10 protein-coding genes and 1 rRNA gene are annotated in these 11,680 nt (G+C 45.8%); 6 read left to right on the top strand and 5 right to left on the bottom strand.

The genetic code is table 11. The annotated features are described in order from the left end of the window. The first annotated feature begins 10 nt into the window (after positions 1 to 10). A 5S ribosomal RNA gene (gene rrf, locus E4665_RS17500) occupies positions 11 to 127 on the top strand. A gap of 90 nt (positions 128 to 217) precedes the next feature. Here rrf and E4665_RS17495 read toward each other — a convergent pair. Further along, the gene (locus tag E4665_RS17495) at positions 218 to 790 is read right to left on the bottom strand and encodes a GNAT family N-acetyltransferase (protein ID WP_167815246.1); all 573 of its coding nucleotides are present in this window, start codon (positions 788 to 790) and stop codon (positions 218 to 220) included. Between the two features lie 341 nt (positions 791 to 1,131). On the opposite strand from E4665_RS17495, the gene E4665_RS17490 reads away from it, so the two are divergent. The 4 genes from E4665_RS17490 to E4665_RS17475 all read left to right on the top strand — a co-directional run bounded on the left by E4665_RS17490 (position 1,132) and on the right by E4665_RS17475 (position 7,498). Beyond that, positions 1,132 to 2,865, top strand: a complete 1,734-nt coding sequence (locus E4665_RS17490; protein WP_135350091.1) for an ABC transporter ATP-binding protein — start codon at positions 1,132 to 1,134, stop codon at positions 2,863 to 2,865. Further along, on the top strand, positions 2,862 to 4,742 hold the full coding sequence (locus E4665_RS17485) for an ABC transporter ATP-binding protein (RefSeq protein ID WP_135350090.1): 1,881 nt from the start codon (positions 2,862 to 2,864) through the stop codon (positions 4,740 to 4,742). Before E4665_RS17490 ends, E4665_RS17485 begins: the two co-directional genes overlap by 4 nt. Before the next feature lie 481 nt (positions 4,743 to 5,223). Then, positions 5,224 to 6,309 (top strand): D-alanine--D-alanine ligase family protein, encoded by a 1,086-nt coding sequence (locus E4665_RS17480; protein WP_135350089.1) that lies wholly within the window; start codon positions 5,224 to 5,226, stop codon positions 6,307 to 6,309. Positions 6,310 to 6,439: 130 nt separating this feature from the next. After that, positions 6,440 to 7,498 (top strand): undecaprenyldiphospho-muramoylpentapeptide beta-N-acetylglucosaminyltransferase, encoded by a 1,059-nt coding sequence (locus E4665_RS17475; protein WP_135350088.1) that lies wholly within the window; start codon positions 6,440 to 6,442, stop codon positions 7,496 to 7,498. A 133-nt stretch (positions 7,499 to 7,631) separates the two neighbouring features. On the opposite strand, the gene E4665_RS17470 is transcribed toward E4665_RS17475, so the two are convergent. The 3 genes from E4665_RS17470 to E4665_RS17460 all read right to left on the bottom strand — a co-directional run bounded on the left by E4665_RS17470 (position 7,632) and on the right by E4665_RS17460 (position 10,988). Next, the gene (locus E4665_RS17470) at positions 7,632 to 8,498 is read right to left on the bottom strand and encodes a transglutaminase family protein (RefSeq protein WP_135350093.1); all 867 of its coding nucleotides are present in this window, start codon (positions 8,496 to 8,498) and stop codon (positions 7,632 to 7,634) included. Between the two features lie 33 nt (positions 8,499 to 8,531). Continuing rightward, positions 8,532 to 9,479, bottom strand: a complete 948-nt coding sequence (locus E4665_RS17465) for an alpha-E domain-containing protein (protein WP_135350087.1) — start codon at positions 9,477 to 9,479, stop codon at positions 8,532 to 8,534. Between the two features lie 81 nt (positions 9,480 to 9,560). Beyond that, on the bottom strand, positions 9,561 to 10,988 hold the full coding sequence (locus E4665_RS17460; RefSeq protein WP_135350086.1) for a circularly permuted type 2 ATP-grasp protein: 1,428 nt from the start codon (positions 10,986 to 10,988) through the stop codon (positions 9,561 to 9,563). A gap of 292 nt (positions 10,989 to 11,280) precedes the next feature. Between E4665_RS17460 and E4665_RS17455 the strand changes: the two genes are divergently transcribed. Continuing rightward, on the top strand, positions 11,281 to 11,499 hold the full coding sequence (locus tag E4665_RS17455) for a sigma factor G inhibitor Gin (RefSeq protein ID WP_135350085.1): 219 nt from the start codon (positions 11,281 to 11,283) through the stop codon (positions 11,497 to 11,499). On the opposite strand, the gene E4665_RS18390 is transcribed toward E4665_RS17455, so the two are convergent. Then, positions 11,471 to 11,680 (bottom strand): hypothetical protein (locus E4665_RS18390; RefSeq protein ID WP_206663601.1); only part of this gene is annotated, 210 nt, incomplete at its 5' end. The two genes, E4665_RS17455 and E4665_RS18390, sit on opposite strands and share 29 nt — an antisense overlap.

The following is an 11,680-nucleotide window of genomic DNA, read 5'->3' as shown; positions in this document are numbered from 1 at the left end:
CGGGTTTTAGTCTGGCGGTCATAGCGAAGAGGTCACACCCGTTCCCATCCCGAACACGGCCGTTAAGCTCTTCTGTGCCGATGGTAGTTGGGGGCTGTCCCCCTGTGAGAGTAGGTCACTGCCAGGCAAATAGATTAAGAGGCATTCCCCAAAAACGGGAATGCCTCTTTGTTTTTTTATATTCGATATCGTAAGCATTCAAGAGATTATCTGACAGCTATTCTGATAAGTCAGGAGGCTTGTCCAGCGATCTTCTCATGAGTTGATTATCTTTTAAATTCCCATCGAATAATTCATGTTCACGCAATACTTTTAACTTTTTGAACCCACACTTCTGATAACTTTTAATTGCGCGCGTATTCCATGTTTGTGGATCAACGTAAATGTCAACCGCTCCTTGCTTCGTAAATAAATATTGGATCATTAGTTTCAACACAGTTGTTCCAATTCCCTGATGCCAATAATTTGTCTCTCCGATAAACAGATCTAATCCGAACTGTTTCTTGTCTGCTTTAACTCCATATTCCAGAATTTCAGCTTCTTGTAAGGGATAAAATTGCAGATAACCAATCGCTAAGCTGTTAAATTCAATGATACACGGAGTGACATAATGCTCACCCTTAGCCCTGGGTCCATATTTTTTGATAATCTGTTCTTTAGTAAATTTTGAACTTGGTCCTTCAATGAAGCTAAGTAGTTTTTTATTGTTTAACCATTTAAAGAGCAAAAAAAAATCCTTATTGCTGTACTGCATTTTTCTAACTAATATTTGGCCGTTCGTGATCAGCATCTGTTTTCTCCAATCCATGCCTAATGATAGTTTTACTTTTAAACAACTCTATTACTGTAGAGGACGTGAAGCAACACATGATTTGAATCAAATTTTTTCTTGCTATAAATTTGGATCGGGAAACCGATCCAGCTATGGTAAAATTGTATTATCTAAAGGTACGATTGCATTTAGTGAAGAAATAACTGTTAAAAGGAATTCATCTTTGGTTCACAAATCTCAAGTAAACTAAAAGAATGCTTCAAAGCATTCGTAAAGGGACGGACTGTCAGATTAAAAAAATAAATAAAGAATACAGAAAGCACCAAATAAGCTGCTTTTTTCAGATTGGAGATGAAAAAATGATCCGCCTTTCGAGATATTTAAAGCCTTATATGTGGCCTGCCATTTTTTCAGTGATTTTTGTTTTTTTACAGTCGCTCGCCAACCTCTACCTTCCGACGTTGATGTCGGATATCGTGGATACCGGCATTGTCAAAGGAGATTTACCCTATATCTATAAGATGGGGTTGTGGATGCTGCTTGTCACGCTGATCGCCGGGGTATTCACGGTCATAGCCAATTATCTCGCTTCCAAGGTTGCCGCGGGATTTGGCCGTGACGTTCGAAACAGCATGTTCGCACATGTAGAGACCTTTTCCTTAAAAGAATTTGACGTGGTCGGAACAAGTTCGCTGATCACAAGAACGACCAATGATATTGCACAGGTTGAACAGGTTTATATGATGATTTTAAAAATGATGACGATGGCTCCATTGATGTGTATTGGCGGAATCATCATGGCGGTTTACAAAGACGCAAAATTGTCTCTGGTGCTTGTGGTCACGCTGCCGCTGCTTATCGCCGGAATTACTGTGCTGGCTAAAAAAGGAATTCCGTATTTTAAAGCGATTCAAAAGAAAATGGATCGGATGAATCTGGTGCTACGTGAAGAACTGACTGGTATCCGTGTGATCCGTTCATTTAACCGGACAAAACATGAAATAAATAGATTTGACGCGGCCAATCAGGACATAACGCAAACATCGATCAAAATTAATCAGATTATGGCCGCGGCCATGCCGCTGATGATGCTGATCATGAATCTGTCGACAGTTGCCATTGTCTGGTTCGGCGGGCTTCGGATCAACAGTGGAAGCATGCAGGTCGGAGATCTTATGGCCTTCATTCAGTATGCGATGCAGATTATGTTTTCCATACTGATGGGTGCGATGATGTTTATCATGATCCCTCGGGCACAGGTTTCTGCCGTCCGTGTCAATGAAGTGCTGGGTATCCGGCCGGATATTATCGATGACGCAGGCCGTGAGATGAAACCAGAAGTGGAAAAAGAGCGCGGTGTGATATTCAACGACGTCACCTATAGTTATCCGGGTGCGGAAAAACCCGCGCTGTCCCATATTTCGTTTACCGCGCGCCCTGGCGAAACAACGGCAATTATCGGAGGTACCGGAGCGGGTAAATCCACATTGCTTAATCTGATTCCAAGATTCTTTGACACGGCTCGTGGCAGTATCCGGATTGACGGAAGAGACGTCCGTGATATTCCTTTGGAAGAACTTCGGTCGATGATCGGGTATGTTCCGCAAAAAGCGGTTCTGTTTAATGGAACGGTTGCGGAGAATATTCGCTATGGTAATGAACAGGCGTCGGATGAAGAGATACGGGAGGCCGCGCGCATTGCACAGGCGGATGAGTTCATCAGTGAAATGGGCGAAGGTTATCAGTCGCAGATCGCCCAGGGAGGAAAAAATGTCTCCGGGGGCCAGAAACAGCGGCTCGCTATAGCTCGCGCCCTGGTCAGAAAAGCGGAGATCAATCTGCTTGACGACAGTTTTTCGGCTCTTGATTATCGAACGGATGCCCGGCTGCGGGCGGAACTTGCAAAACAAACGGGAGAATCTATTTTGATCATTGTGGCTCAGCGGGTGAGCACTGTTCTTCATGCAGACAAAATCATTGTGCTGGATGACGGGAGTGTCGCAGGAATCGGCACACATGAGGAATTGATGGGAACATGCCCGGTCTATCAGGAAATTGTTGCATCCCAGCTGAAAAAGGAGGAGCTGGCATGAGTAAAGAAGAAAAAAGAAACAGTCGCCCTGGCGGGGGATTCGGCGGACATGGCGGCATGCGAATGCCGGTTCAGAAGCCCAAAAATTTCAAAAAAACGTTTCATCGGTTGATGACCTATCTGAAGCCGCATCTTGCGGTGCTGATCGCTGTCTTCGCAGCCGCTATACTAAGCACCATTTTCACAATTATTGCTCCGAAACTGATGGGCAATGCGACAACGAAGCTTTTTCAGGGGATGATGATGAAATTGCGCGGTGTCCCGGGCGCGCACATTGATTTTAATTATATCTGGAATATTGTTGTCACACTGGTTCTTTTGTACGTGCTGAGTTCGCTGTTCACTTACGTCATGCAGTACCTGATGAGCGGCGTTTCTCAGAAAATGGTCTATAAGCTGCGCGGTCAGGTGAATGAAAAACTCGCGAGGTTGCCGGTGAGTTATTATGATTCACATCCCTATGGTGATGTTCTCAGCCGTGCGGTCAACGACTCGGAAAATATCAGCAATACCCTGCAGCAGAGTCTGACCGCGTCAATCACTTCAATTGTCACACTGCTTGGCGTGATCGTGATGATGCTGACAATCAGTCCACTGCTGACCTTGGTCATTCTTTTGACGATTCCGCTCAGCATCGTCGGTATTATGATGATTACGAAGCGTTCACAGGGATTTTTTAAGCAGCAGCAGGAGCAGATCGGCCACCTGAACGGACATGTTGAAGAGATGTTTACAGGCCATCAGGTGGTTAAGGCGTTCGGAAGAGAAAAACAATCCGTTGAAAAATTTCATAATATTAACGGCCGGCTCTATCATTCCGCCTGGAAAGCACAGTTCCTGTCCGGCATTATGATGCCGATGATGATGTTTGTCGGGAATATCGGCTACGTCCTGATTTCGGTAGTCGGCGGAATTCTTGTCGTCAAGCGGTCGATTGAGATCGGTGATATTCAGGCATTTATCCAGTACGCCCGCCAGTTCGGTCAGCCTTTAAATCAAATAGCAAACATCTCAAATATTATCCAGTCCACGATTGCCTCAGCCGAACGAATTTTTGAAATTCTGGATGAGACGGAGGATACACCAGATAAAAAGGATGCAGTGGTGCTTAAAAATCCAAAAGGTGATGTTCGGTTTGACCATGTCTCCTTCCGCTATAAAGAGGAACAGCCGCTGATAGATGAGATGAATATCGATGTTAAATCCGGTGAGTCTGTGGCGATCGTCGGTCCGACCGGCGCCGGTAAAACGACGCTTGTCAATCTGCTGATGCGTTTCTACGACTGCCGTGAAGGCAGAATCACCGTTGATGGCATCGATATCAGGGATCTGAAACGGGAGCATCTGCATCATCTTTTTGGTATGGTGCTTCAGGATACATGGCTGTTCAAAGGAACAATCCGTGAAAATATCGCCTATGGGCGTGAAAATGCTTCTGAAAAAGAGATTGTGCGGGCCGCTGAGGCGGCACATGCCGATCATTTTATACGTACACTGCCGGATGGCTACGATACGGTGCTTAATGAAGAAGCCAGCAATATTTCTCAGGGCCAGAAACAGCTGCTGACGATTGCGCGGGCGATTCTCGCCGATCCGGTGATCCTGATTCTGGATGAGGCGACGAGCAGTGTTGATACGCGAACGGAAGTGCATATCCAGAAAGCGATGCAGACGCTGCTGAAAAACCGGACCAGTTTCGTGATCGCCCACCGTCTTTCCACGATCAAGGAAGCGGATCTGATTCTGGTGATGAATCACGGACAGGTGATTGAGCAGGGAACCCACAAAACGCTTCTTGAAGCAAAGGGTTTTTACGCCGATCTGTACAACAGCCAGTTTGCAAATACAGCGGAACCGCAGCGGGAAATCGCTGATTGATAAAATGCATTAACCGGGCCTAGTGCCCTTTTTTTTGCCTTGGCTCTGTTTTAATTCACTGTTGATTTTGTCACTCCGTTGATTGGAACGAAAAGCAACAAACACGTTTAACAAAGCATTTTGCCTTAATAATCTTTGAATCAGTTGCTAAAGATCATCATCCCGCTGTCGATTTCCGGTCTATGTACTCATATGAACACTCTGAAACGAGCTTTTATACGTGCTATTCTTCACGTTCTGAGAAGAGAAGTTTCCGGGACCATTTAAATGAAAAAAATACCTGTCTCTTTTTTTTTCGCTTATAACTACACCATATGAGATCTAACATGTGCAAAGTTTAAGAAATACTTAAGGAAAAAATATAAAATTAATTATATGATTAACCAATAGGCCTATTCTATCGAATCATAAAAGACGAAGATTATGATTCATTTGCAGGCAAATGTAAACAAATATCAAGTTTGAAATGGAGTCATGCTCATTGAAAAAAATAACAGTAGGAATTCTATTTGGAGGGAGCTCAGCAGAATATAAAATCTCTCTGAAGTCTGCTTACACGATCATCACCAACCTGGATACTACAAAATATGAGTTGATACTGATTGGTATTACGAAGGACGGCGCATGGAAACGATACGATGGCCCAGTGGAAGCCATTCCACAGGATACATGGAGCGATTCGGAATGCATGCCATTTGCTCTATTGCCATACCCCAATCAACAAGGTATTTTGAAGAAACCCGATGGTACGTTCACTCGCGTACATTTAGATGTCGTATTTCCGGTACTGCACGGGAAAAACGGCGAGGACGGGACGATCCAAGGTCTCTTGCAATTAGCGGGAATCCCCTATGTCGGTTGCGGTGTTTTAAGTTCTGCCGTGTGCATGGACAAGGATATTTCACACCGTATTATTAAAGAAGCGGGCATTCCCGTCCCTGCGACGGTTTCTCTTACAGGTACGGTCTCTATGGAACAATTAGAGAAAATCATGACCGGATTCAGCTATCCAGTTTTCGTCAAACCAGCTAATGGAGGCTCCTCGTTCGGTGTCACCAAAGTTCGGGATTCGGCTGGCCTTTATGAGGCAGTTGTTGAAGCACAGAAATATGACAGCAAGATCTGTATCGAGGAAGGGATCGGCGGCTGCGAGGTCGGGTGCGCCATCCTGGGAAATGGCGAGGAACTGACGGTTAGTGAAGTCGATCAGATTGTACTGTCTCACGGATTTTTCCGTATTCATCAGGAATCGCATCAAGAAAAGGGATCCGAGAATTCAACGATTCGTGTACCCGCCGAGATCCCTCAGGAAGTGCAAGCGAAAATTAAACAAACGGCAAAAGATATTTACCGTACGCTTGGATGTTCAGGGCTGGCACGTGTAGACATGTTCCTTACGCCTAATAACGTAGTTGTCTTTAACGAAGTGAATACGATGCCGGGATTTACCAGTTACAGCCGATACCCACGGATGATGAAGGCAACTGGCATCAGTATTGCCCAAATTGCAGACAGTACCATTCAATTAGCGCTCCAAAACAGCAAAATGTCGCGTCAAGCCGAATGAAATCAAATGTTTTGCAAGCATAGGAATCCGCCTGGTTGACCATCACAATACTTTTAAATTTTTGTTTTACTTTAGTGGCATGTGTATTAAACTTTTTAAAGTGAAGACTTGGAAGAAATGAGGAATAGTCATGGTTAAGAAAATAGTTTTTACAGGTGGAGGATCAGCTGGGCATGTGACACCGAATCTGGCACTCATTGATCGGTTAAAGGACCAGTGGGAGATCACTTATATCGGTTCCAAAAATGGGATCGAAAAAGATCTCGTACAGGCTCACGGTATTACCTATCGCGCGATTTCAAGCGGAAAACTTCGCCGCTATTTTGATATGAAAAATTTCAAGGATCCGTTCAAAGTCCTTGCCGGAGTCATGCAGGCTTATTTGATTTTAAAAAAAATCAGGCCCGATGTGATTTTTTCAAAGGGCGGGTTTGTTTCTGTCCCGGTTGTCATAGGCGGCTGGCTGAACCGGATACCTGTTTATATTCATGAATCGGACATTACGCCGGGCCTTGCCAATCGGATAGCGGTGAGGTTTGCGACAAAACTGTTTGTGACTTTTGAAGAAGCGGCGGCGACCCTTTCTAAAGATAAAGTGGTTTATACCGGCGCTCCAATACGGGACGCACTTTTTGAAGGTAAAAAAGAAAAGGGTCTTCAGTTTCTGGGCTTTCAGGTGAACAAACCGGTGCTTCTCATTATGGGAGGCAGTCTCGGGGCAAAAAAAATCAATGAGGAAGTACGTGCATCGCTGACAGAACTCCTGAAAAATTATCAGATTGTTCATCTGTGCGGGAAGGGCAACGTGGATCCAGAGCTGGAAGGCACCCAAGGGTACCGCCAGTATGAATACGTGGATCAGGAACTGCCCGACGTGATGGCATCCGCGTCCATCATCCTGTCCCGTGCGGGTTCGAATGCGATTTTTGAGTTTCTGGCCCTTAAGAAGCCGATGATCTTAGTACCGCTCCCGCTCCGCACAAGCCGGGGTGATCAGATTTTGAATGCGGAGTCATTCAAGAAAAAAGGGTTTTGTGAGGTACTGGATAACGATTCACTGACTGCGGAGGAATTGCAGAAAACCATCGCGGAAGTCTACCGGAACCGCTATGATTATATTGATCGGATGGTGGCCGCTCAGGGTGCTACACATGGGATCAAAAATATTCTTGAACAGATTACAAAATAAAAGGCTTTATTAAACGTGTCTGTTGTTTTTCCGCTCCAATCAATGGAGTGACAAAATCAACAGTGAATTTAAACATAGCCAAGTGAACAGAAACAAAAAGAGAGCAGGCCGGCGCCTGCTCTCTTGTGTTCAGTCAGCTGATTTTTCGGACATCGACACTGACTTTGAGTTCCTGCTGCGGTGTCCCGTGATAAACACCTTTAACCGGGACAATATCTTTGTAATCCCGTCCGTAGGCAAGAATGATGTAGCGCCAGGTGACCGAAACATCATTTGTCGGGTCAAATCCTGTCCAACCGACATTTGGGATATAAGCTTCTACCCAGGCATGTGACGCCTGTTCAAAGTCCGCGTTGCCACCGCTCAGATCGGTGATGTACTGATAGCCGCTGACGTAGCGCGCCGGAATGCCAATGCACCGGCACAGGGCAATCATTAAATGTGCGAAGTCCTGGCAGACGCCGCGGCGGAGCTTGATCATTTCATCAATCCTGGTCTGTACCTGGGTCGCGGCCGGATCATAAATATAGTCGTGTTTAATTCCTGAAGTAATTAAAGAAAGAAGCTGTGACACGGATTCAATCGTCTCACCGTGCAGAAAATGTGCGGCAATCTGCTGCACATCACCAGTTATTTCAGTGTAATCGGTCGGATGAAGATATTCGGCGAACTGATCCAGAAAGGGCTCACTGTCCATAATTGCCCGTTCCTCACTGTATGGGAGGATACTTTGCCTTGGCAGTGCCTCATCATTGGTCACGACGACGGAACGTGCTGTAATCACCAATTCACTGTGCGGCTCGGAAACCGAAAAAGTGTGGACCAGATTTCCGAAATAATCTTCATAAGCATAAAGCGGCGCGTGAGGCGACAGGGTAATCATGTGCTGGTAACAGGACTGATTATTGTTTGTACGCGGAGACAGGCGGATTTCGTTGACACTGTCCGCGATATCCGATACATAGTGATAACGGGTAGTATGTAGAATTTGAAATTTCATCACGTGGCATGTGTCCGGAGTGATTCGTTAGAATCAGAAGGACAGCACATTGACCCCCTTTGTAGAAAACATTTTTCCAATTTCGGCACCGATTGTATTGCACCGCCTGATCTCCTCTTCAAGAAAGGGAATCACGTCGGCGCGGCTGATCTCGGACGGATCCATATAAGCGAGCTGTGAATAAAACCTGCCGATGGACTTCATCACACGTCCGAACTCTGGTGATATCACACCGCGTGAAACGTACAGGCAACCGAGGTGATCTTTCAAATGCCCAAGCGAGAATCGGGTGGATCTCGGAAAAATTGCATTCAGAATTAAAAAGTCAAGCATGTTTTCGATGTTCACCTTGTTGGACAGGCATTTCCGGAAAGCCTCATACCCGCTCACGGACTTTAACAGGGCGATTGAATCGTCGTAGGACATATCCTGATGGTTGTCGGAATAAACCACCCTGAAGATGCGCAGTGTGTTTTCAGCCCGTTCCAGATATTTTCCTGCCTGAATCATGTGCCATTCTGGACCGCGGAGCATGGTCGATGTGGCAATGCCCTGAAACAGCGAGGTCTGGTTTTTAATCTGCTCAAAAAAGGTGTGGGGATAAAGGAGAAGATCATTCAGTTTCCGGCTGTTCAGCCAAAGATAGAAACCATTGATCGCATCCCACATTTCGCTGGGCAGGCGTTCGCGGACAGTCTGGGTGTTCGTTCGCGCATTGACGACGCAGGAAATAATTGAATTACTGTTATCCGGATCAAACACGATGGTAGTGAGAACGTCGGATTCCGTGAAGCTGAGTTTTTTGCTCTGAAAGTCGCTGATGTTTCCAATAGTCTCCATCAGTTCCCTCCACGGGTACTGGGCTCGGTCCTCATGCGAGGTCTGCATATGATAGTCTACATCAATCAGGCGGGCGTGGTTTTCGATGCGTTCAATGTAACGCCCGAGCCAGTAAAGAGATTCCGCAATTCTGCCGATCATAGTAATCCCCTCTTAATTGTTCCATAAATTTGGCGACACTCATAATTACATATCCGACGGGTATTTATCAGTTTCCGAAGATCAGACGATCCAGGTATCTTTGCTTCCGCCACCTTGTGAGGAGTTGACAACCAGTGACCCTTTGTTCAACGCCACGCGCGTCAGTCCGCCGGGTATTACGGAAATATCTTTGCCCTGAATAATAAATGGCCGAAGATCAATATGGCGGTTTTCAACGTTTCCGCCTGCGAGTGTCGGTGCGGCAGACAGGCTGATCGTCGGTTGGGCGATGTAACGTCCCGGGTGTTCCAGAATCTGTTTTCTGAATTGTTCAATCATTTTTTTGTCGGCCTGAGGACCGATCAGCATGCCATATCCGCCGGACAGGGCTGTCCGCTTGACAACCATTTTCTCCAGCTGCGAGAGGACAAATTCACGATCCTCCTTTTTTCCGAGCTGGTATGTAGGGACATTTTTCAAGATCGGCTCTTCATTCAGGAAATAGCGGATCATATCCGGAACTTTTGTATAGACGGCTTTGTCATCCGCGACGCCGGTTCCGGGCGCGTTGGCAATGGCCACATTCCCGGCCCGGTATGCATTCATCAGACCTGCAACGCCGAGAACAGAACTTGGATTGAATGCCAGCGGATCAAGAAAGTTGTCGTCCAGCCGCCGATAAATGACATCCACTTGTTTTTTGCCTTCGATGGAATTCAGGAAGACTTTCTGGTCTTCAACACGAAGGTCGGAACCTTCAACCAAATCAATGCCCATCTGCTGCGCAAGAAAAACATGTTCAAAGTATGCGGAGTTATAGCGGCCAGGTGTCAGAAGCACAACGACCGGATTATTTTTATGGTGCGGCGCGAGGTCATGAAGGGCGGTCAAAAGATCCTGCGTACCGTGCTCAATGTTCCGGACACGGGAAGAGAAGAAAAGATCAGGGAAGTAATGGGTCATCAGGTAACGGTTTTTAAAGACATAAGAAAGACCTGAAGGCGTCCGCAGATTATCCTCCAGGCAATAATAATTTCCTTTTTCATCCCGGATAATATCAATTCCGGAAAGAGCGATGTAGACGTTCTGCGGCACATCGACATGAACCATCTCCGGGAGAAAATAAGGGTTATTAACAATCCTGCGCCGGGAAATCAATCCATCATTAATAAAGTGCTGATCATGGTAGACGTCATACAAAAAATGATTGAGTGCGGACACGCGCTGTTTTAAGCCGGCCTCAATCGTTTTCCAGTCACTGCGGGGGATAATTCTCGGTATGATATCGAAAGGTATGGTACGCTCTCCGGCCTGATTGCCGGAATAGAGCTGAAAGGTAATGCCCTGGCGAATCATCTGCTGCTGAATTTTTGCCGATCGGTCGAGCAGTTCGGAACCGCCGATGGTTTTCAGACGGTCATACAGATTTTGATAATGGGCTCTGATCTGTCCATCAGGAGAAAACATTTCGTTATAGCAGTCTGTTGCAGAATGATCGATGGTAAACATGATGGACACTCTCCCTGAATTGAAAAAATGCAAAAATAATTAATGAATCAGATTAGTCTAGAATTTTTAAATAATTTTAATAAATTATAGTCATTATCGCCTGTTCATGTCAATGAGGATTGGGGCAATAAAAAACGGTAAGCGCGGTGGGGGAACAGGCACCGGTCAGGTTCACGTTCCGTATACTGGCGGATGTGTCGAATGGCCGTGGAAAGATAATTTAGGATATTTTCAGAAAACAAGACGCATAGTTTACGGCGCAATGGACATCCTGTAACTGGAGGTGAGGGATATGGCTTTGCGGGAACATCAGCCGGCCGGCGAAACGTGTGTGATCTGCGGACAGATTAAAAAGTCAGGCATTCATCTATGCAATCAATTAATCTGTGATTCCTGCGAGAAAAAAATTGTGGAAACTGAAGTGACAAGCTGGAAATACCGCTATTATATGAATAAACTATCCGCACTGAAGCTTAAAAATGTTAAAGAGCCTGCGGAAAGGGTAAAGTAAGAGGAAACACCGATGGATCCGGTGTTTCCTCTTTTTTCAGGACTCCCTGACTGCCGTATGAGTAAAATATTTGTAGGCAAATTACCTTCCTGTCCATACCGTTAACGGCAATTGCCGTTAACGGTATGGACAGGGCACCAAGCGGGAGCGCGGTAGGTAAGTGAGCATTTTCCATGAAAAA

This window comes from Sporolactobacillus shoreae (genome assembly GCF_004684935.1).
GTDB classification, from domain to species: domain Bacteria; phylum Bacillota; class Bacilli; order Bacillales; family Sporolactobacillaceae; genus Sporolactobacillus; species Sporolactobacillus shoreae.
The sequence above is the reverse complement of the archived record's forward strand: the minus strand, read 5'-3'. Positions and strand labels throughout refer to the sequence as shown.